Source organism: Burkholderia sp. Bp9012 (assembly GCF_003853825.1).
GTDB classification, from domain to species: Bacteria; Pseudomonadota; Gammaproteobacteria; order Burkholderiales; family Burkholderiaceae; genus Burkholderia; species Burkholderia diffusa.
Genome location: NZ_QTQA01000006.1, coordinates 1 through 21918, shown reverse-complemented (window position 1 = coordinate 21918; position 21918 = coordinate 1). Strand labels below are relative to the sequence as shown.

The following is a 21918-nucleotide window of genomic DNA, read 5'->3' as shown; positions in this document are numbered from 1 at the left end:
AGAAATCCTCAGGCCGCGGCGGCGGCGGTGTGGCCGGTGAAGCGGCGCGCGAGCGCGAGCACGGCCCAGGTGACGATGCCGAGCACGATCGACAGGCCGGCCGCCGTCGCGATGTTCGCGTTCAGCGTGAACTCGGTGTAGATCGTCATCGGCAGCACGTTCAGGTCGGTGGCGAGCGTGAAGGCGGTGCCGAACGCGCCCATCGCGGTCGCGAAGCAGATCGCGCCGGCCGCGATCAGGCCTGGCGCGAGCGCCGGCAGCACGATGTCGACGAAGATGCGCCACGGCGACGCGCCGAGCGAGCGCGCGGCTTCCTCGAGCGACGCGTCGAGCTTCGACGCGGCCGCGATCACCGTGACGATCACGCGCGGAATCGAGAAGTACAGGTAGCCGACGAACAGCCCCGCAACCGAATACGCGAAGACCCACTTGTCGCCGGTCAGCTTCGCGGACAGCATCCCGATCAGCCCTTGCCTGCCGGCGAGCATGATCACCATGAAGCCGACCACGACGCCCGGGAACGCGAGCGGAAAGGTGAGCAGCGCGAGCAGCACGCGCTTGCCGGCGAATTCGCGGCGCGCCAGCAGCAGGCCCGAGATCGTCGACAGCGCGAGCGTCGCGAGCGTGACGCCGGCCGACAACGCAACCGTTTCACCGAGGCTCTTCATGTAACGCGCGTTGCCGAGCAGCGTCGCGTACTGCGTGAAGAACGCGCCGTCGGCGGACACCTGCACGAGTGCCGCCATCGGCAGCAGCCAGAACGCGGCGAACACCGCGAGCGCTGGCGCGACGAGCGCGACGCGCCAGCGCAGCGGGAAAGTCAGGTCGAGCATGGCTTGTGTCCGGCGCTTACTGCATCACCTGCAGGTATTGTTGGCCGAACGCCTGCTGACCGGCGGCCATCTTGCCGAAGTCGACCGATTTCGCCCGCGCATATTCGCTCGCCGGCAGGAACTTCGCGGCGACGTCGGCGCCGAGCGTCTGCGCGCGCACCGGACGCAGGTATGCGTTGGCCCACAGCTTCTGGCCTTCGTCGGACAGCACGAAGTCGAGCACCTTCCTGCCGTTCGCATCGTGCGGCGCGCCCTTGACGAGGCTCATCACGTACGGCACCGCGATCGTGCCTTCCTTCGGAATCACGAACTCGACGTTCGCGTGATCCTTGTACTTCGCGCGATACGCGTCGAAGTCGTAGTCGAGCAGGATCGGAATCTCGCCGGACAGCACGCGCGCATACGCGGTCTGCTTCGGCACGATAGGCGCGTTGGCCTTCAGCTTGCGGAACCAGTCGAGCGCCGGCTTGAAGTTGTCGAAGCTGCCGCCGAGCGCCTGGTTGACGGCGACCGCGCCCGCATAGCCGACGAACGCGCTCGACGGATCGAGGTAGCCGACCATCCCCTTGTATTCGGGCTTCAGCAGGTCGGCCCACGAGCGCGGAACCGGCTTGCCGTCGAGCGCGTCCTTGTTCACGAAGAAGCCGAGCGTGCCCGAGTGGATCGCGAACCAGTAGCCCTGCGGGTCTTTCAGGTTCGCGGGGATGTCGTTCCAGTGCGCGGGCTTGTACGGCGCGATCACGTCCTTGTCCTTCGCCTGGAACGCCGACGACACGCCGAGATAGACGACGTCGGCGACCGGGCTCTTCTGCTCGGCGATCAGCTGCGCGATCGCCTGGCCCGAGTTCTTGTTGTCGAACGGCACGCGGATGCCGGTCTTCTGCTTGATCGCCGCGATCTGCGCGGCCCAGTCTGCCCATTCGGGCGGGCAGTTGTAGCAGATCGCGGTTTCGTCGGCGTGGGCGGCGGGTGCGAACGCGACGAGCGCGGCGCAGGCGATGGGTGCCGCGAGCACGCGCAGCAGCGAGGTCAGGCGAAAGGACACGGTGGGTCTCCGGGCAGGGTAAGGGTATGTCGCCGCGCCGTGCGCGATGGCGCGGCGCGTGCGTTCAGGCCTGGTGCAACTGAAGGTCGGCGGCCGGCGGCGCGACCGTCGCGCCGTCGCGCACGGTATGCGGCAGGATCAGCGACGTGCGCTCGATCGTCGCGCCGCCGATGCATTCGACGAGACGCCGCCATGCATGGCGGCCGATGTCCTGGTTCGGCGTCGCGACGCTCGCGAGCGGCGGTGCGAGCAACTCGCCGATCGCGATGCCGTCGAAGCCGAGCACCGACAGGTCGTCGGGAATCGAGAAGCCCGCGCGGCGCAGGCCGCGCATGACGACCATCGCGAGCAGGTCGTTGCTGCAGAAGAGGGCGGTCGGGCGCGTGGCCTGCGCGGTGAGGTGCGCGAGCACCGCGTCGGGCAATTCGGCCGCGTTGAAGTCGACTTCGACCGGCGGCAGCGTCGCGACGCCGGCTTCCTCGAGTGCCTGCGCGTAGCCGAGATGGCGCTGGCGTGCGCGATCCGACGCGGCGAGCGAGCCGGCCAGCATCAGCACGCGGCGATGACCGCGCGCGGTCAGCAGACGGACGCCGTCATAGGCGGCGCGGCGGTTGTCGACCGACACCGACGGGCGGCGTTGCGTGTCGTTGTGCATCAGCACGTAATGCGGGCCGTCGCGGTCGAGCATGTCGAGCAGCGGATGCGTGTCCGCATCGGCGACGGTCAGGATCAGCCCCTCGACGCGCTGCTCGCGCAGCGTCTCGATCGCATGGCGCTCGCGCGCCGCATCGTATTCGGTCGTCATCAGGATCAGCTTGAAGCCGGCCGCGGTCGCGAGTTCGTCGATGCCCTGCAGGCAGTCGGCGAAGACCGGGTTCGACAGCGTCGGCACGACGACGCCGACGAGCCGCGTGCGCTCGCCGCGCAACTGCCGGCCGAGCGGGCTCGGGCGGAACTGCAGCGTGTCGATGGCGGTGCGGATCGTCGCCAGCGTGGCGGGGCTGACGGTGTGCGGCGCGTTGATCGCGCGCGAGACGGTGGCGATCGAGAAGCCGGCGAGCGCGGCGACGTCCTTGATGGTCGGGGTCATGAAGTTACGCGATGTAAACGTTTTCGGCAGGGAAATTATCGAAAACGTTTGTGACCTCGCGATGACGCGCGAGACGTCTGTTTCGCGAGCAGCACGACACAAACATCTGACGTTTGGCGCCCGGCGAGCGGGGCGGATTCGATTGTATCGGCGGATGCTGCGGCGCGGGACGAAATCGATGAAGGTGTCGCGTCGATGTCGATGACGGCGGATAGATCGGGGCGCGGACGGTGCGGGCCGACATGCTGCATCGCGATGCAATGCGCGTGAATCCGCTAACGCATGTGCAAGCAATGGTAGAATCGCGTCCGCCCTTTTGCCGGGGTGATGAAATTGGTAAACATAGCGGACTTAAACGATTGAGTGCCCGGCCGGAAACGGTCGGTGCAGAACCCTTCAAATTCGGCGAAACCCCTGATGTGCGCATCGAGGCAACGCCGAGCCAAGCCTCGCGGTACAGCTCAAGCGAGGAAGGTGTAGAGACTAGACGGGGGGCGCCTAAGGCGCACGGGCGGCGATCACGCCCGCGCGCGACGGCGAAGGCATAGTCCAGCGCACGAACGGCTTCGTTTCGACGCCGCCGGCTTTGAAAGAAGCAGTGTGACGAAAATCCGCCGCCTTGATTGGCTTGCCGGTTCAAGTCCGGTCCCCGGCACCAGATTCGCTTCAATGCGATGCCATGAAGTTCAGAAGACCCGCGAGAAACACGTTTCTCGCGGGTCTTTTGTTTTCAGGCCCTGCACGGGTGCCATTCACGTCCGAGGGCATGCGGGTGTATGCCGGCGTATGGGTACGGGCTGTTACGCGTCGCACGTCGTCACCCCCGGTGAAGTGGTCTTTACCACCCTGCTATCCGGTTTCCGTGCCGAAAAATAGTCTCCGTTCCGGAGAGCACCTTTCCGCTGCCGGTCACTAACAGTAGAAAAACGGCTCATTACACTGCGCCCGTCGCATCGCGGGATACATCGACGCGGCACGCATTCGCAGCGCGCAAGCCTTGCGACCAGCAAACGAGAGACCTTGGGGGGTAAATCATCATGAACAAGCGTTGGGGGATCATCGTGCCCGCCGCGTTGCTTGCCACCGCCGCGCATGCGCAAAGCAGCGTGACGCTCTACGGCAAGATCGAGGACGGTATCAACTACACGAGCAACGCACGCGGCCACGGGACCGTGCAACTGCAAAGCGGCTACGATTACGGCAGCCGCTGGGGCATCAGGGGTACAGAGGACCTCGGCGGAGGCTACCAGGCCATCTTCACGCTCGAGAGCGGTTTCGACGTCAACAACGGGAAAATGAGCCAGGGCGGCCGGGAATTCGGCCGTCAGGCTTTCGTCGGCATCGCGTCGGAGCGTTACGGCACCGTGACGTTCGGCCGCCAGTACGATCCGAGCGTCGACATTTTCTCGCCGCTCACCGCGAACGGAAACTGGACGGGCTATCTGTTTGCGCATCCCTACGACAACGACAACACCGATTACTCGTTCCGGGTGAACAACTCGGTGAAATACGTGTCGCCCGTGTGGCACGGGATTACCGCGGAAGCCATGTACGGATTCAGCAATCAGGCGGGCGGCTTTGCGAACAATCGTCTGTATGGCGCCGCGCTGCAGTACCAGCAGGGCGGGCTGACGGTCGGCGCGTCGTATTTGAAGATCAACAACGCACACAATGCCGATACGACCGGCGCGATCACCGGCGACAACACGTTCGATGCGTCGTCGCAGCAGAACATCGGCATCGGCGTGAACTACGCGTTTGCGAATGCGCTCGTCGGGTTCACATACTCGCACGTGGATGTGTACGATCCGACGTCCAATGCGTATTTCACCGGGACGACGCAGCCGGCCGGCGGCACATGGAACGCGTGGAAATTCGATAACTTCGAGGTCAACGGGCTCTATCATTTCACGCCCGCGTTATACCTCGGCGCGGCTTACACCTATACGCAGGCTCGTGTCGCCTCGACGGTCGGCTCGTTCAATCCGAAGTGGCATCAGCTGAGCACGAAGTTGAATTACGACATGTCGAAGCGCACGTCGGTATTCGTGGAAGGGGTCTATCAGCATGCAATGAACGCACACACCGGGACCGACTTCGACTACGCGTACGTTCCGGGCGCGGCCGACATCTCGTCGAGCCCGAACCAGTACGTCGTGCGTGTCGCGCTACTGCATCATTTCTGACACGGCTGCTGTTCGCGGGCACCGTTCGCCAGCCACCGCATCGGCCCGCACGCGATAGCGTGAAGGATCGCGGGCCGTTCTCCTCTTGCAGTGGTGCCGGACGGGTGGATCGTGTGGAGTCCGGCCTCGATAAGACCCGCGAGATGCCATGCTCTCGCTGGTTTTTCATTGTGCGCGCCGCCCGCATCGGCGTTGCAACGCTGCCCGCGGTGCAGCTTCGCTGCGACGAACGTGAGGCCATGTGATACTTGGAACACACGTCGCGCCGCACGCATGTGCTTCACCGGCACACGCACCTGCGCCGAGCGCTTTCAACACCATTTGCCTGTCGCAACACGATCCGCCATGACCGATTCGAACTATCACTATTACGAACCGTCGCAAGGCCACGGGCTGCCGCACGACCCGCTGAACGCGATCGTGGGTCCGCGCCCGATCGGCTGGATTTCATCCCGAGGCGCCGACGGCACGCTCAACCTCGCGCCGTACAGCTTCTTCAACGCGTTCAACTATCGTCCGCCGATCATCGGCTTTTCGAGCACCGCCGCGAAGGACAGCCTGCGCAACGTGCAGGAAACCGGCGAGTTCGTCTGGAACCTCGCGACGCGCGACCTTGCCGAGCGGATGAACCAGACCTGTGCCGCGGTGCCGTATGGCGTCAACGAATTCGAACTCGGCGGCCTGACCGCGATTGCGTCGCGCCTCGTCGACGTGCCGCGCGTGGCGGAAAGTGGCGTGAACTTCGAATGCAAGGTGACCGACGTGATCCGGCTGCGCGATCACCGCGGCGTCGAGACACCGGCGACGCTGGTGCTCGGCGAGGTCATCGCCGTGCATATCCGTCATGACCTGCTGAAGGACGGCATCTTCGACACGTTCGGCGCGGGCATCATCCTGCGCGCCGGCGGCCCATCGGCCTACGTGCACGTGACGCCCGGCAGCCGCTTCGACATCGCGCGCCCCGACGCGTGATTCATCGCCCGCCGGGGCCAGCCGGCCAGCCGGCCAAGCCGGCGCGGCAGCGCCCCGACGCACCGAGACCCCGCCGGGATCCAGGATTTCGCGGGGTCTTTTGCTTCGGATCGTCCGATATGACCGCGGTGTGCCGATCGGTCCGGCCTCGATACGCACGCTCCACCGGCCGTTGACGCAGCGCAGCACGGGCGGCGTGCGTTCACGCCGCCGCCAGCATCGATCGTCCATCGACCCCGCCATGGCAAATCTGCTCACCCGCAACGAGCGGGTTGGCCATCGACGTTTCGCGCCATAAGGCATAAATTTCCAAGGTTGGCGCGCTTATCCGTGCGCCAGCTCGCGCGTGAGCCGGCAACCGGCCGCGCGCGTCCATCAGCGTGAGACACAATCGAGCGTGGAGACGACACGATGAGCCTGTCAGAGCCATTGCGTCTGCATGTGCCGGAGCCCACCGGGCGTCCGGGCTGCAAGACGGATTTTTCCTATCTGCATCTATCGCCGGCAGGCGCGGTTCGCCGCCCGCCGATCGACGTTGCGCCGGCGGATACCGCCCATCTCGCCCGCAGCCTGGTGCGTGTGCTCGACGACCACGGCGAAGCCCTCGGCCCATGGGCGCCGGACCTCGACGATGCGCGCCTGATCGCGGGGATGCGCGCGATGCTCAAGACCCGCATCTTCGACGCGCGCATGATGATCGCGCAGCGTCAGAAGAAAATCTCCTTCTACATGGTGAGCCTCGGCGAAGAGGCGATCGGCGCCGCGCATGCGATGGCGCTGCGTCATGGCGACATGTGCTTCCCGACTTACCGCCAGCAAAGCATCCTGATTGCGCGCGACGTATCGCTCGAACGGATGATCTGCCAGTTGATGTCGAACGAAGGCGATCCGCTGAAGGGGCGCCAGCTTCCGGTCATGTATTCGGACCGCGAAGCCGGCTTCTTCTCGATCTCGGGCAATCTGGCGACGCAGTTCATCCAGGCGGTCGGCTGGGCGATGGCGTCGGCGATCAAGGGCGACACGAAGATCTCGTCCGCATGGATCGGCGACGGCGCGACCGCGGAATCCGACTTCCACACCGCGCTGACGTTCGCGCACGTGTATCGCGCGCCGGTCGTGCTGAACGTCGTCAACAACCAGTGGGCGATCTCGACGTTCCAGGCGATCGCGGGCGGCGAGGGGACGACGTTCGCCGGGCGCGGCGTCGGCTGCGGCATCGCTTCGCTGCGCGTCGACGGCAACGACTTCCTCGCGATCTACGCGGCATCGACCTGGGCGGCCGAACGCGCGCGCCGCAATCTCGGCCCGACGCTGATCGAGTGGGTGACCTATCGCGCCGGCGCGCACTCAACGTCGGACGATCCGACCAAATACCGGCCGAGCGACGACTGGGCACATTTTCCGCTCGGCGATCCGATCGCCCGCTTCAAGCAGCACCTGATCGCGAAGGGCATCTGGTCGGACAGCGCGCACGACGCGCTCACGGCCGAGCTGGAGGCCGAGGTGATGGCCGCGCAGAAGGAAGCGGAGAAGTTCGGGACGCTGGCCGACGACCGGATTCCGTCGCCGGCCTCGATGTTCGACGACGTGTACAAGGAGCTGCCCGCGCATCTGCGCCGTCAGCGCCAGGAACTGGGAGCCTGACCATGGCGCAACATGAAACGACGACGGCATCGGCGCAGCCGATGACGATGATCCAGGCGCTGCGCTCCGCGATGGACGTGATGCTCGGCCGAGACGACGACGTGGTCGTGTTCGGGCAGGACGTCGGCTACTTCGGCGGCGTGTTCCGCTGCACCGAGGGGCTGCAGGCGAAGTACGGCAAGTCGCGCGTGTTCGATACGCCGATCTCGGAAGGCGGGATCGTCGGCGCCGCGGTCGGGATGGGGGCGTATGGATTGCGGCCGGTCTGCGAGATCCAGTTCGCGGACTACTTCTATCCGGCGTCCGACCAGATCGTGTCGGAAGGCGCGCGGCTGCGCTACCGCTCCGCGGGCCAGTTCACGGCGCCGATGACGATCCGGATGCCGTGCGGCGGCGGCATCTACGGCGGCCAGACGCACAGCCAGAGCCCGGAGGCGATGTTCACGCAGGTCTGCGGATTGCGTACGGTGATGCCGTCGAATCCGTACGACGCGAAAGGACTCCTGATCGCCTCGATCGAGAACGACGATCCGGTGATCTTCCTCGAACCGAAACGCCTGTACAACGGGCCGTTCGACGGGCATCACGAGCGTCCCGTCACGTCGTGGCTCAAGCATCCGGGCAGCGCGGTGCCGGAAGGTTATTACACGGTGCCGCTCGATACGGCTGCCGTCGTGCGGCCTGGCAACGACTTGACGGTGCTGACGTACGGCACGACCGTGCACGTGTCGCTGGCCGCCGCCGAGGAGACCGGCATCGATGCGGAAGTGATCGACCTGCGCACGCTGTGGCCGGTCGATCTCGACACGATCGTCGCGTCGGTGCGCAAGACCGGCCGCTGTGTGGTGGTGCACGAAGCGACGCGCACCTGCGGCTACGGCGCGGAGCTGGTGTCGCTCGTCCAGGAGCACTGCTTCTACCATCTGGAAGCGCCAATCGAGCGGACAACCGGCTGGGACACGCCGTATCCGCACGCGCAGGAATGGGCGTATTTCCCCGGCCCGGCCCGGGTCGGCGAAGCGTTGCGACGCGTGATGGAGGCCTGAGATGGGGATTCATGTCATCAAGATGCCGGATATCGGCGAAGGGATTGCCGAGGTCGAGCTGGTGGCCTGGCACGTGCAACCGGGGCAGACGATCGCCGAAGACCAGCCGCTCGCCGATGTGATGACCGACAAGGCGGCGGTGGAGATTCCGTCGCCGGTGGCCGGCAAGGTGCTGGAGCTTGGCGGGCGAATCGGCGAGATGATGGCGGTCGGCAGCGAGTTGATCCGTCTCGAAGTCGAAGGCGACGGCAACCTGAAGCCGGGCCCGAAGGCGCGCGATGCCGGCGCGGAGGTGACGCAGCCTCCGGCGGCGGTCGATGCGCGTGCGGAGCCGTCGTCCATCGCTGAGGGATCCGAAACACATGCGTCACCGACGGCGCCGCCGCCTGCCGCGGCCCGCGTGCCGGCCGAGCCGCGCCGCACGGAACACGCGGCGGCGCCGCGCGCGGCGCTCGCGCCGGGCGAACGGCCGCTCGCGTCGCCGGCGGTGCGCCAGCGCGCATGGGACATGGGCATCGAGCTGCGCTACGTGCGCGGCACCGGCGAAGCCGGGCGGATCCTGCATGCGGACCTCGATGCGTACGCACGCACGGGCGGCGGCGCGCCGCGCGGATCCCAGGCGCGCGGCTACGACGAGCGCAACGACGAAACCGACGTGCCGGTGATCGGCCTGCGGCGCGCGATCGCGCGCAAGATGCAGGAAGCGAAGCGCCGCATTCCGCACTTCAGCTACGTCGAGGAGCTCGACGTCACCGAGCTCGAATCGCTGCGCGCCGAGCTGAACCGGCGCCACGGCGACACGCGCGGCCGGCTCACGCCGCTGCCGCTGCTGATTCGCGCGATGGCGATCGCGTTGCGCGACTTCCCGCAGATCAACGCGCGCTACGACGACGAAGCCGGTGTGGTCACGCGCTACGGCGCGGTGCACGTGGGCGTCGCGACGCAGACGGACGGCGGTCTCACGGTGCCGGTCCTGCGTCATGCGGAAGCGCGCGACGTGTGGTCGATCTCGGCGGAAATCGCGCGGCTCGCCGACGCGGTGCGCGCGAACCGCGCGCAGCGCGACGAACTGACCGGCTCGACAATCACGATCTCGAGCCTCGGCGCGCTCGGCGGCATCGTGTCGACGCCGGTCATCAATCATCCCGAGGTCGCAATCGTCGGCGTGAACCGGATCGTCGAGCGGCCGATGATCCGCGACGGCGCGATCGTCGCGCGCAAGATGATGAACCTGTCGTCGTCGTTCGACCATCGCGTCGTCGACGGCGCGGATGCGGCCGAATTCATCCAGGCCGTGCGCGGGTTGCTCGAGCGTCCGGCGCTGCTGTTCGTGGAGTGAGCGCGATGAAGAACGAACACACCACGTTGCTCGTGATCGGCGGCGGGCCGGGCGGCTACGTCGCTGCGATTCGCGCGGGGCAGCTCGGCATTCCGACGGTGCTGGTCGAGCGCGAACGGCTCGGCGGCACGTGCCTGAACATCGGCTGCATTCCGTCGAAGGCGCTGATCCATGTCGCCGATGCGTTCGAGCAGGCGTGCGGTCAGGCCGGCGACGGGATGCTCGGGATTCGCGTGCGCACGCCGGAGATCGACATCGCGAAAAGCGTCGCGTGGAAGGACGGCATCGTCGGGCGGCTCACGCGCGGGGTCGGCGCGCTGCTGAAGAAGCATGGCGTGCGCGTGTTGCACGGCGATGCGCGCGTCGTCGACGGCAAGACGGTCGACGTCGTCACCGGCGACCACACGACGCGGATCGCATGCGAGCACCTGTTGCTCGCGTCGGGTTCGGAACCGGTCGCGCTGCCGTCGATGCCGTTCGGCGGCCACGTCGTGTCGTCGACCCAGGCGCTGTCGCCCGCGTCGTTGCCGAAACGGCTGATCGTCGTCGGCGCCGGGTACATCGGGCTCGAACTCGGATTCGTCTATCGCAAGCTCGGCGTCGACGTCGGCATCGTCGAGGTGGCCGAACGCGTGCTGCCCGCATACGACGCGGAACTCGCGAAGCCGGTCGCCGATTCGCTCGCGCGGCTCGGTGTCGGGCTCTGGCTGGGCCACAAGGTGCTGGGCCTCGCGAGCGACGGCGCGGTGCGCGTGCAGGCGCCCGACGGCGCGGAGAAGACGCTGCCGGCCGATCGCGTGCTGGTTGCGGTAGGCCGCCGGCCGCGCGTCGACGGCTTCGGGCTCGAATCGCTGCCGCTCGATCGCAATGGCCGCGCGCTGCGCATCGATGACGAATGCAGGACGTCGATGCGCAACGTATGGGCGATCGGCGACGTCGCCGGCGAGCCGATGCTCGCGCATCGCGCGATGGCGCAGGGCGAGATGGTGGCCGAGCTGATCGCCGGACGCCGCCGCAAGTTCACGCCGGCATCGATCCCGGCCGTGTGCTTCACCGATCCCGAGGTCGTCACGTCCGGCTGGTCGCCCGACGACGCGAAGGCGGCCGGCGTCGACTGCATCAGCGCGTCGTTCCCGTTCGCGGCGAACGGCCGCGCGATGACGCTGCAGGCGACCGATGGCTTCGTGCGCGTCGTCGCGCGGCGCGACACGCATTTGATCGTCGGCTGGCAGGCGGTCGGGCGCGGTGTGTCGGAACTGGCCGCGGCGTTTTCGCAGTCGCTCGAGATGGGCGCGCGGCTCGAAGACATCGGGGGCACGATCCACGCGCATCCGACGCTCGGCGAAGCGATGCAGGAGGCGGCGTTGCGCGCGCTGGGGCATGCGTTGCATGTGTGATCTCCGCGTCGTTGCTCATATCGATCGAAGCCCCGCCACGGCGGGGCTTTTTTGTGTGCGCGGGGTACGGGCGCGGCCGTTCGACCGTCCACCGCAGCTGAAGAGCATCGCGACGCTGCTGAACACGAGCGAGCACAGGCTCACGCGCCCGCTGCAGGAAGAGGGCGCATGCTTCGGCGACATCTCGAATGCGGTGCGCAAGACGCACGCGCAGGCGCTGGTCGCCGAATGGCGGTTGTCGATCAAGGAAAATCGCGGCGGAACTGGGGTTCAGCGACATGTCGCCGTTCTCGCAGGCGCACAAGCGCTGGACCAGCGTCGCGCCGAGCGTGTCGTGGCTGGCGGGAACGCGCTCGTAGCGGGCGGGATGCGGGTTGCGGTTGACCCTCCCGCGCGGACCGTTCATCGTGTCGGTTCCACGCCGATTCACCGGCCTCACACGGAATGACTTGCCATGAAACTGTTGCTCGTCGGCGCGACCGGACTCGTCGGGCGTCACGTCCTTGAAGCCGCGCTGGCCGATGCGCGGGTGGACCAGGTCGTCGTGCTCGCGCGCCGGACGTTGTCGCCGCATCCGAAGATGCGCGCGCTGGAGGTCGACTTCGATCATCTGCCCGAGGCGGCCGACTGGTGGCAGGCCGACGCGGTGATCTGCACGCTCGGCACCACGATGCGCGTCGCGGGCTCGCAGGCCGCATTTCGACGCGTCGATCACGACTATCCGCTCGCTGTCGCGCATCTCGCGCACCGGTCCGGCACGCCGACCTACGTGCTGAATTCCGCGCTCGGCGCCGATCCGGGCTCGCGCATCTTCTACAACCGCGTGAAGGGCGAGGTCGAGCGCGCGCTCGCGGGCATCGGGTTCGCGTCGCTGACCTGCGTGCGACCGGGCCTGATCGGCGGCAGCCGCGACGAATTCCGGTTCGGCGAACGGATGCTGGTGCTTGCGTTGAGCGTCGCCGGGCCGCTGCTGCCGCGGAAGTGGCGCGTGAATCCCGCGCCGCGCATTGCCCGCGCGCTGCTCGACGCCGCGCTCGAGGCGCGCCCGGGCGTGCATGTGATCGGATCGGAACGGTTGACCTGAACCGGAACGGGCGACGCCGCGCTGCCGACGGCACGGATGAACGAACGGACGGCCTGCGCCGGCTGTTCGCGCACGACGCCGTCGAGCGGGCCGAACTGCTGTAAGACTGTTTCGTCACACCACGCAATGGCGGACAAGTGGCTGCACGCTGACCTACGATGAAGACATCGCGTCCATCGTCTGCCCAACCGTGTGCACCCACTACCGCGCCCCTGATGAAGACCCGGGTATCAGCGAGCTGAGGATCGGCATCGGCGACCTGTTTCGTCGCGCTCCGTGGGAGCCCGACGTCTATCCGGATTACGCGGCACCCATCGCGCGTGCCGATGGTGACGGCCTCGCGGTCGTTCGCGCGGTGTTCGGCTTCTGGCCGAAGTTCATGCAGCCCGAGCGTCTCGACGAGAACGGCCGTAAGCGAAAGAAGCTCGATACGGTGAACGCGCGCGCGGAAACGATCGGTTCGTCGCGACTCTACGGCAACGCCTGGCGCAACGGCCAGCGCTGCCTGATTCCAGTGCGCTGGATCTTCGAGCCGTGCTACGAAACGGGCCGCAACGTATGGCACCGGATCGGTGTCGACGGCTGGCAACCGTGCTGCGTCGCCGGTCTCTGGCGGCGTTACGAAACCGCCGATGGCCATGAGTGCATCGGCATGACGATGCTCACGGTCAATGCCGACGATCATCCGGTGTTCGCGCGCATGCATCGGCCCGGCGACGAGAAGCGGGGCGTCGTGATCCTGCGTCGCGACGACTACGACGAATGGCTGCATGCGCGCGATGTCGAGGCTGCGCGGCGCATGCTGACGCTCCTTCCCGCCGGCGACATGGTCGCCGCATCCGATCAGGTGTCGCCCGCCGGCACCTGAGGTTTCGTTTTCCCTGCATTTTTCATACGTTCAACTGACGCTTCCGGCCGCCGGATGTGCTCGGTTTTCCCGGGCGATCCGCAAAACTGCCAGACACCGGGTAATCACCGATATCAGCCATGTTGTATATACAAGATGATCCGCTGGCACTCTCGGCGCGGGTCGTGCCGGCTGCGCGCCCGCGTGCGGACCTTGCGTGGCGCGTGCCCCGGCGATCCACGGCGCGCCGCACCCGACGAGTCGGAGGGGCGGCTCGGCACGTTCCCCGTCTCGTCCAAACCATTTGCGATCCTCAGTATCCTGGAGATTTTCCCGTGTCGACGAATCCCAATGGAAAAGCCGGTGGCCTGATCGAGGTACGCTCGATCGATTTCATTCCCGACGCCGAACGCCACGGCGGCCTGTTGAGCCAGTTCACGCTGTGGCTGTCGGCGAACATGCAGATCACGGCCATCGTCACGGGGGCGCTGGCGGTCGTGCTCGGCGGCGACGTGTTCTGGTCGCTGGTCGCGCTGCTGCTCGGCCAGTTCGTCGGCGGCGCGGTGATGGCGTTGCACGGCGCGCAGGGGCCGCAACTCGGCTTGCCGCAGATGATCTCGAGTCGCGTGCAGTTCGGCGTCTACGGCGCGATGATCCCGATCGTGCTCGTGTGCCTGATGTACATCGGTTTTTCCGCCAGCGGCTCGGTGCTCGCCGGGCAGGCCGTCGCGCAACTGCTGCACGTCGACGACGCGGCCGGCATCCTGCTGTTCGCGGCCGTGATCGTCGTGCTGACGGTGTTCGGCTATCGTGCGATCCACTTCGTCGGCCGGATCGCGAGCGTGGTCGGCATCGTCGCTTTCGTCTACATGTTCGCGCAGCTGTTCGCGAACCATGACGTCGGCGCGCTGCTCGCGAACCGGCACTTCTCGCTCGCGAGCTTCCTGCTGTCGATGTCGCTGTCCGCGTCGTGGCAGATTGCGTTCGGCCCGTACGTCGCCGATTATTCGCGCTACCTGCCGCGCTCGACGTCGTCGGTCGCCACGTTCCTCGCGGTTGGCCTCGGCTCGGTGATCGGCGCGCAGGCGGCGATGGTGTTCGGCGTGTTCGCGGCCGCGCTGGCCGGCAGCCAGTTCGCGCACCATGAGGTGTCCTACATCGTCGGCCTCGGCTCGACGGGCGCCGTGGCTGCGTTGCTGTATTTCACCATCGCGTTCGGCAAGGTGACGGTGACGGCACTCAACGCGTACGGCAGCTTCATGTCGATGGCGACGATCGTCAGCGGTTTCCGCGGCAAGGGCGCGGTGTCGTCACGCAGCCGTCTCGCGTACATCTTCGGGATGATCTGCGTGTCGACGCTGATCGCGCTCGCCGGCCGCCATTCGTTCCTGAAGGAATTCACCGCGTTCATCCTGTTCCTGCTCGCGTTCTTCACGCCCTGGAGCGCGATCAACCTGGTCGACTATTACTGCTTCACGCGCTCGCGCTACGATGTGCCGGCGCTGTCCGATCCGGACGGCCGCTATGGCCGCTGGAACGTGATGGCGATCACGATCTACGTGGTCGGCATCCTCGTGCAGCTGCCGTTCATGTCGACACACATCTACACGGGCCCGCTCGTCGACGCGCTCGGCGGCACCGACATCTCGTGGATCCTCGGCCTCGTCGTGCCGGCCGTGCTGTACTACGTCGGTGCGCGTGCATCGCGACGCAGCATCCCCGAGCGCCTGATCCTGCCGCTCGAACGCGGCGAGGTTCAGCACTGAACTGACTGGCGCATCGCGTCGCCCGCGTGCCGGCAGGCAGCCGAGCTGTCCGTGCCGGTGCGTGCGTTTCCCGATTGCGGTGCCGCATACCGGCACCGTGCGGATCGCCGTGTGCTTACGAACTCGCGGCGACCGGCGCGCGGCGGCGCTGGATCATCTGCAGTGCGACCAGCGCGAGTCCCGCCGCGGCGATCAGCCCGCCGACGAGCGGCACCGCCCCATAGCCGAAGCCGGCCGAAATCGCCGCGCCGCCGGCTGCCGCGCCGAGCGCGTTGCCGAGATTGAACGCGCCGATGTTGACGGCCGAGGCGAGGCCCGGCGCTTCGTGTGCGGCACGCATCACGCGCATCTGCAGCGGCGGGACCACCGCGAACGTCGCGACACCCCAGACGAGCAGCGTGACCGCGGCACCGACATGCGTGCGGGCGAGCAGCGAGAACGCTGCCATCGTCATGATCAGCAGTACGAGGAAGCCGATGAGCGTGCCGTCGAGCGAGCGATCGGCGAGGCGGCCGCCGGCGATGTTGCCGATCGAGAAGCCGACGCCGATCAGCACGAGCATCGCGGTGACGAAGCCGGGTGTCGCGCCGGTCAGGTGTTCGAGCGTCGGGGCGACATACGTGTACAGCGTGAACATCGCGCCGGCGCCGAGCACCGTGGTCCCGAGCGCGCCGAGTACGACGGGGCGCGTGAGCACGGACAGTTCGGCACGCAGGTTCGGCATCTTGCCGGGTGCGCCCTTCGGCAGGGCGGCCAACAGGCCGGCGATCGCGATCAGGCCGAGCGCCGCGGTTGCCGCGAACGACATGCGCCAGCCGATCATCTGGCCGAGCCAGGTCGCGGCCGGCACGCCGCCGACGTTCGCGATCGTGAGGCCCATGAACATCGTCGCGACCGCGCTGGCCTGCTTTTCACGCGGCACGAGGCTCGCCGCGACCACCGAGCCGAGCCCGAAGAACGCGCCGTGGTTGAGGCTCGTGACGAGCCGTGCGAGCAGCAGCGTCGTGTAGTCCGGCGCGACGGCCGACAACAGATTGCCGATCGTGAAGATCGACATCAGCGCGATCAGCGCCGAGCGATGCGACCAGCGCGCGAGCAGCAGCGTCATCAGCGGCGCGCCGACCATCACGCCGATCGCATACGCGCTGATCAGCATGCCTGCCTGCGGAATCGACACGTGCACGCCGTCGGCGATCACGGGCAAGAGGCCCATCGGCGAGAACTCGGTCGTGCCGATGCCGAAGGCCCCGGCGGCGAGCGCCAGCAGCGGCAGCGCGGCGCTGCCGCCGGGGCGGGAAGGGGAAGAAGTCGTGCTGTTCACGCGATGAGCTCCTGCAAGCATTGGGCAACGGCACCGGGCCATTGCGGACAGGGTGAAGTGTGCCTGCATTACTTTTGCGGAAAAAGCCGCGCTCCGGCGAAATTATCTTGATTCGATATCAATAATCCGGAGTCGAGGCGGCATGCGCGTGCGGCCCGTGGGAAGCAGGTTTCAGCGATTCGTCGGCGCGGCTCGCCGTCGAAAAAGCCCCGGTCACAGGGGGGCCGTGACCGGGGCGAAAAGCATCCTCTCTTTGGCACGAGGGTTGGATGCGGGCGCAGTATATTTCGGGGCATAGGCTTTCGAACTGACGTTTAACGGCCTCTTTTCGTGCCAATTTAACAATTCCGACGTGACGGCGTCATTCGCCTTCGATCTGAAAGATTTTTCGTCGGTCCGAGCGGATGTTTAGTGCGCGATAACGGCGAAGTCGGCTGAATCCACGGCCATGCGACGAGGCGGAATCCACCGCCCGCGCGCGGATGGCGCATGTCGGCGATCGATCATTCCGCCTGGCCGGCCGCGTCGCGCACCGCTTCGAGAAACCGCGCGACGACGGGAGACGCCGGTACCGCCGCCCCGTCGAATACGAACTCGATGTCGAAGCGGCTCGCGAGTTCGTCGAGCGCGACGAGCCGGACCGTGCGCGGGCACGTCGGCGACGCGCTTTCCGGCACGAATGCGCAGCCCATGCCGGCCGCCACGAGACCGATCAGCGTCGGGATGTCGCTACCCACCTGCGCGATGCGCGGCGTGAAGCCGGCCTGTTCGCACTGCACCATCAGGAAGCGGTGGTGCGCGGCGGAGCGCTGCGCGTCGAACCAGACGAACGGTTCGTGTGCGACGTCGGCGAGCGTGCGCGGCGCGCGGAAGCGGCCGCCGGGCGGCGCGGGCATCGCGAGCACGAAGCGGTCGCTCAGCAGTCGCACGCCCGACAGATGCGGCGCTTCGTCTCGGCGCCACGCCATGATGCCGCCGTCGAGCTGGCCGCGCGTCAGCGCTGCCGCCTGTTCGGCAGACAGCATCGGCGCGATCGATAGCTTCACGTCCGGACACGCGTCGCGAAACGCCTTCAGGACGTTCGCGACGACCGGCAGCGGCAGGCAGTTCGGCAGCGCGCCGAGGCGCAGCTCGCCGAGCTGGCCGGACGCGCTGCGCAACGCGCGTTCGCGGCTGTCCTGCAACGTCGCGAGCAGGCCCGTCGCATCCTGCAGGAAACTCGCGCCGGCCGCCGTCAGCGTGACGCCCGTCGCGCGGCGGATCAGCAGCGGCGTGCCGATCGCATCCTCGAGCTCGCGAATCTGCCGCGACAGCGCAGGCTGGACGATGCCGGCCGCGCGGGCGCCGGCCATCACGCTGCCGGCCTGCGCGACGGCCACGAAGTAACGCAGGTGACGCAGTTCGATCTGGCGCATGCGGTGTCGACTCCGGTTGTCGGCCTTGATTGGGTGGATATGCCTGTCAAGCATAGCAAGTGCCATTCGATGGTATTGGAAAAGCATGGCGGACGTGCCGTACGATGATCGACGTTGCCGGGCCCGTTCACGGGCCGCGTGCGTTCCCTTTGTCCCGACCGTGTCCCGCACCATGCCGCTTCATATCCAGACCCCCTATATCCGCTCGCAAATCGCGTCGCGCCGTCTCGGCAAGCACATCCGATTGAAGCTCGACGCGCTGCAGCCTTCCGGTTCGTTCAAATTGCGCGGCATCGGCGCGGTGTGCGAAGCGCGGCATGCGGCCGGCGCGCGCCGGTTCGTGTCGTCGTCGGGCGGGAATGCGGGCATCGCGGTCGCGTATTGCGGTCGCGAGCTCGGCGTGCCGGTGCTCGTCGCCGTGCCGGAAACCGCGTCGGCCCGCGCGCGGGCGCTGATCCGCGCGGAGGGCGCGGAGGTAGTCGTACACGGCGCGAGCTGGGTCGAGGCGAACGCTTACGCGCTGTCGGCCGTCGGTGCGCAGGACGCGTTCGTGCATCCGTTCGACGACCCCGTGCTGTGGCAGGGGCACGCGACGATGATCGACGAGATGGCGGCGGCCGGCCCGAAACCCGACGCGGTCGTGCTCGCGGTCGGTGGGGGCGGGCTGCTGTGCGGCGTCCTCGAGGGGCTCGCACGCAACGGCTGGCACGACGTGCCGGTCGTCGCGGTCGAGACGGAGGGCGCGGACAGCTATGCGCGCTCGGTCGCGCAGGGGCATCCGGTCGAATTGCCGGCGATCACGAGCATCGCGACGTCGCTCGGCGCGAAGCGGCCGTGCGACGCGGCGGTCGAGTGGGCGAAGCGGCACGCGATCCATCCGGTCGTCGTGTCGGATGCGCAGGCGGTGGCTGCGTCGCTGCGGTTCGTGGACGAGCACCGGATCGTCGTTGAGCCGGCGTGCGGCGCCGCGCTGGCCGCGCTCGAACAGTCGGTGCCGGTGCTTGCTCGTGCGTCGGATATCGCGGTGATCGTGTGCGGCGGCGTGACGGCGACGGCCGAGCAGTTGCAGACGCTGAACGCGACGTTGCAGTAACGCGGTGGCGCGCGTGCCGCGGCGCAGCCGGGCGGCGATGCGGGCGAAGACGTAACGACGGCGTGATCGCGCGGCGGGAATGATCGGGGGCGTCCGAGGACCCGGGATTCATGTGGTCCGCGCGACGGGTTGCACTCGATCGCCGGTCACGTTACGGCGCGCATGCGCAACCGGCCTTCGGGTGTACGACGATCACGTGGCGCGGCGGGGAAGGGCGCACATGGCGCGCCGCGCGCGACGGGCGCACGACGCGGAGAGACGGTCGCGCGATCAGTTCGCGGACGGCGCGCTGGCACCGGTCGGTGCGGACGAGGCGACTGGATCGGCGGCAGCGGGCGCGGGCGCCTTGTCAGCCGATACCGGAGCAGCGTTTACGGGGGCCGGTGCCGAGGCTGCCGGGGCAGGCGCGGCCGATGCCGACGTTGGCGCAGTTCGCGTGGCAGCGGCAGGCGTCGATGCGGGCGGTGCCGAGGCAGACGCGGGCGTCCGAACGGAGGCAGGTGCCGAAGCCGAGATCGAAGCAGGCACAGCCGACGCGGGTGCCGGAGCGGATGCCGAGGAGGAAGCCGGGACTGCGGCCGAAGCCGACGCAGGTGCCGAAGCCGAAGCCGGCACGCCACCCCGCATCGCCGCCGGCGCGACCACGGCCGATGCCGCAGGCGAGGCAGGCGCGGCCGACATGCCCGAAGCCGGCGCGACGCCCGGCCCCGACAGCGGCACCGGCGCGGCGGGCGGCGTCGGCACGACCGGCGTCGTCATCTTCATCGGCTCGCCCTGCGGCGTCGGCGCGGGTTCGGGCAGCGGCGTGACGGGTTCCTTCTCGGCCGCCTTCACGGTCGCGCGGTCGCGGCGGGCCGGATCGATCTTCAGAAAATGCTCGACGAGATTGAAGAAGCGCTCATAGAACACGCCGGCGGGAATCGTCTCGCTGGCGGTCTTGACGAGCGCGTCGTCGCTCGACCCGATCGGCAGCGACAGCGAGCCGAACACGCTGAGCCCGACGCTCGCCGACGTATTCGACTTCTTCAGCGTGTAGCGGTCCTGCACCGCGTTCACGTACGCGATGCTCGACGAGCCGTCGGCATTCGCGTCGGCGCACACGACGTGAAACTCGATCACGACGTGCATGTCGTTGCTCGGCTGGAAATTCTTGCTGCCGTCGACCGCGTCGTTGCGCGACGACGACACCACGTAGCCCTGGCTCAGCAGCGCGCGCCGCGCGGCCTCGCAGGACGCGTCGGATTTCGAGCGGAACGTGTGCGCGTACGGGCTGCTCGTTGCGTCGAACTGCTCCTGCTGGTAGATCGGCTTGGGCGGCGACGAGCACGCCGCCAGCACGGTCGCGGCCGCGAGCGCGCACGAAACGGAAAACAGGCGAAATCGGTTGTGCATGGCGTCTTTCAGAAGGCTCGGCGAGATGCGCGGGGCTGCGGGCGCAGCGGCGGGGCCGGTGCGATGCGCGTGGCAATCTCGTATGGCCGGGGCGTCATTATAGTTTCGTTTGATGTCGCGCTCGCTTCAGGCGGTCGGCGCCGGCCGCGCGGCGGCGAGCAGTCGCGACGCCAGCGGGTGGTGTTCGCCGCGCCGCGAGCGGATCGCATGGATCTCCTCGGTCACGTCGCCCGCCCGGCCGAGCCGGCGCAGCCCGCGCAGCAGCGACGCGTCGTTCGCGCCGAGTTCGCTGAGCGGAAACACGCCCAGGCCGCGCGCCGCGAACACGGCCATCAGCGCGCTGTCCTCGAATTCCCCGGCCACGCGCGGCACGATCCGTTCCCGTTCCAGCCACAGGTCGAGGCGGGCGCGCAGCGCCGAGTGGGCGGTCGGCAGCAGCACCGGCAGCTCGGCGAGGCACTGCGGAAAGCGCTGCCGCGCAGCCGGCGTGACGAGTGCCGCGGGTCCGTACCAGTCGACCGGCGACGCGACGAGCCGCTCGCTCGTCACGCGCAGGTTCGACCCCGACGGCGCGCCCTGGCCCGCCAGCACGAGGTCGAGGTGATGCAGCGCCAGTTCCGCGAGCAGCGCGTCGTGCTCGCCCTCGTGGCACAGCAGCCGCAGCGTGGGCGTATCCAGCACGGGCGCGAGGATCGCGTGCGCGGCGAGCTTGGAGATGCCGTCGGCGAGCCCGACCGCGAGCCGCACAGTCGGCTGGCTGGCCGCCGCGCGCACTTCCTCGGGAATCAGCCGGCCCATCTCGAAGATGACCTCCGCGCGCGCATATGCGGCCTGGCCGGCGTCGGTCATCGCGACGCCGCGCCCGGCGGGGCGCAACAACTGGTGCCCGAGCGCCTTCTCGAGCTCGCGCACCTGCGCGCTGATCGTCTGCACGGCCATGTCGAGCCGCGCGGCCGCGCGCGCGAAGCCGCCTTCCTTCACGACGACCCAGAAATAGTACAGATGTCGGAAATTGAGCATCGGATCGTAATTTCGGAAAAACCGAACCAAAAATCAGATTCTCTCTGATTTTTGCGAAGTTCGTGGCGGCATATCATCTGGCTTTCCACTTTCGTATCGGCCCATTCATGGACTACCTGCTGACGCTTGCCGCCGACCCCGCCGTCTGGGCCGCGCTCCTCACGCTCGTCGTGATGGAAGTCGTGCTCGGCATCGACAACCTGATCTTCATCTCGATCCTCAGCAACAAGCTGCCGGAAGCGCAGCGCGCCCGCACGCAGCGCCTCGGCATCGCGCTCGCGCTGGTGATGCGCCTCGCGTTGCTCGGCAGCGTCGCGTGGATCGCGAGCCTCACCGAACCCGTATTCACCCTGTTCGATCACGCGTTCTCGTGGCGCGACATGATCCTGCTGTCGGGCGGCCTGTTCCTCGTGAGGAAGGCGACCACC

19 protein-coding genes are annotated in these 21918 nt (G+C 67.7%); 12 read left to right on the top strand and 7 right to left on the bottom strand.

Features of this window, described 5'->3' with window-relative positions; all coding sequences use genetic code 11:
• Positions 1-8: 8 nt before the first annotated feature.
• The 3 genes from DIE11_RS09695 to DIE11_RS09685 form a co-directional block, all read right to left on the bottom strand.
• Entirely contained in the window at positions 9-833 is an 825-nt protein-coding gene (locus tag DIE11_RS09695) for an ABC transporter permease (RefSeq protein ID WP_059603465.1), read from the bottom strand.
• Between the two features lie 16 nt (positions 834-849).
• Positions 850-1878 carry an ABC transporter substrate-binding protein gene (locus DIE11_RS09690; protein WP_124623192.1) on the bottom strand — a complete coding sequence of 343 codons (1029 nt, stop codon included), beginning with the start codon at positions 1876-1878 and terminating at the stop codon, positions 850-852.
• A gap of 64 nt (positions 1879-1942) precedes the next feature.
• Complete coding sequence (locus tag DIE11_RS09685) at positions 1943-2968, bottom strand: substrate-binding domain-containing protein (RefSeq protein ID WP_059683094.1); 1026 nt, start codon at positions 2966-2968, stop codon at positions 1943-1945.
• A 1037-nt stretch (positions 2969-4005) separates the two neighbouring features.
• Between DIE11_RS09685 and DIE11_RS09675 the strand changes: the two genes are divergently transcribed.
• The 10 genes from DIE11_RS09675 to DIE11_RS09630 all read left to right on the top strand — a co-directional run bounded on the left by DIE11_RS09675 (position 4006) and on the right by DIE11_RS09630 (position 15249).
• Positions 4006-5154: a porin gene (locus tag DIE11_RS09675; RefSeq protein WP_124623190.1), complete on the top strand. Its 1149-nt coding sequence runs from the start codon at positions 4006-4008 to the stop codon at positions 5152-5154.
• A gap of 345 nt (positions 5155-5499) precedes the next feature.
• Positions 5500-6126, top strand: a complete 627-nt coding sequence (locus DIE11_RS09670) for a flavin reductase family protein (protein ID WP_059603478.1) — start codon at positions 5500-5502, stop codon at positions 6124-6126.
• Between the two features lie 411 nt (positions 6127-6537).
• The gene (locus DIE11_RS09665) at positions 6538-7770 is read left to right on the top strand and encodes a 3-methyl-2-oxobutanoate dehydrogenase (2-methylpropanoyl-transferring) subunit alpha (protein WP_059603482.1); all 1233 of its coding nucleotides are present in this window, start codon (positions 6538-6540) and stop codon (positions 7768-7770) included.
• A 2-nt stretch (positions 7771-7772) separates the two neighbouring features.
• Positions 7773-8816: an alpha-ketoacid dehydrogenase subunit beta gene (locus DIE11_RS09660; protein WP_059603485.1), complete on the top strand. Its 1044-nt coding sequence runs from the start codon at positions 7773-7775 to the stop codon at positions 8814-8816.
• 1 nt (position 8817) lies between these two features.
• Complete coding sequence (locus DIE11_RS09655) at positions 8818-10155, top strand: dihydrolipoamide acetyltransferase family protein (protein WP_124623189.1); 1338 nt, start codon at positions 8818-8820, stop codon at positions 10153-10155.
• Between the two features lie 5 nt (positions 10156-10160).
• Positions 10161-11552 (top strand): dihydrolipoyl dehydrogenase, encoded by a 1392-nt coding sequence (gene lpdA / locus DIE11_RS09650; RefSeq protein WP_124623188.1) that lies wholly within the window; start codon positions 10161-10163, stop codon positions 11550-11552.
• A gap of 55 nt (positions 11553-11607) precedes the next feature.
• Positions 11608-12000 (top strand): hypothetical protein, encoded by a 393-nt coding sequence (locus DIE11_RS09645; protein WP_260437100.1) that lies wholly within the window; start codon positions 11608-11610, stop codon positions 11998-12000.
• Positions 12001-12006: 6 nt separating this feature from the next.
• Positions 12007-12636 carry an NAD(P)H-binding protein gene (locus DIE11_RS09640; RefSeq protein ID WP_124623187.1) on the top strand — a complete coding sequence of 210 codons (630 nt, stop codon included), beginning with the start codon at positions 12007-12009 and terminating at the stop codon, positions 12634-12636.
• 190 nt (positions 12637-12826) lie between these two features.
• Positions 12827-13504, top strand: coding sequence for an SOS response-associated peptidase family protein (locus DIE11_RS09635; RefSeq protein WP_059603497.1), 678 nt, complete (start codon positions 12827-12829; stop codon positions 13502-13504).
• Positions 13505-13818: 314 nt separating this feature from the next.
• Positions 13819-15249, top strand: a complete 1431-nt coding sequence (locus tag DIE11_RS09630) for a cytosine permease (protein WP_124623186.1) — start codon at positions 13819-13821, stop codon at positions 15247-15249.
• 115 nt (positions 15250-15364) lie between these two features.
• Here the strand turns inward: DIE11_RS09630 and DIE11_RS09625 are convergent, their stop codons facing one another.
• Positions 15365-16570, bottom strand: coding sequence for an MFS transporter (locus DIE11_RS09625; protein ID WP_124623185.1), 1206 nt, complete (start codon positions 16568-16570; stop codon positions 15365-15367).
• A 503-nt stretch (positions 16571-17073) separates the two neighbouring features.
• Complete coding sequence (locus DIE11_RS09620; protein ID WP_124623184.1) at positions 17074-17985, bottom strand: LysR family transcriptional regulator; 912 nt, start codon at positions 17983-17985, stop codon at positions 17074-17076.
• Between the two features lie 172 nt (positions 17986-18157).
• Here DIE11_RS09620 and DIE11_RS09615 point away from each other — a divergent pair, with 172 nt between their 5' ends.
• The gene (locus DIE11_RS09615) at positions 18158-19078 is read left to right on the top strand and encodes a pyridoxal-phosphate dependent enzyme (protein ID WP_124623182.1); all 921 of its coding nucleotides are present in this window, start codon (positions 18158-18160) and stop codon (positions 19076-19078) included.
• A gap of 270 nt (positions 19079-19348) precedes the next feature.
• Here DIE11_RS09615 and DIE11_RS09610 read toward each other — a convergent pair whose 3' ends face one another.
• Positions 19349-20470 (bottom strand): DUF2242 domain-containing protein, encoded by a 1122-nt coding sequence (locus DIE11_RS09610; RefSeq protein WP_124623180.1) that lies wholly within the window; start codon positions 20468-20470, stop codon positions 19349-19351.
• A 126-nt stretch (positions 20471-20596) separates the two neighbouring features.
• The gene (locus DIE11_RS09605) at positions 20597-21490 is read right to left on the bottom strand and encodes a LysR family transcriptional regulator (RefSeq protein WP_124623178.1); all 894 of its coding nucleotides are present in this window, start codon (positions 21488-21490) and stop codon (positions 20597-20599) included.
• Positions 21491-21597: 107 nt separating this feature from the next.
• Between DIE11_RS09605 and DIE11_RS09600 the strand changes: the two genes are divergently transcribed.
• The coding region (locus tag DIE11_RS09600) for a TerC family protein (protein ID WP_409364564.1) at positions 21598-21918 on the top strand (321 nt) is incomplete at its 3' end.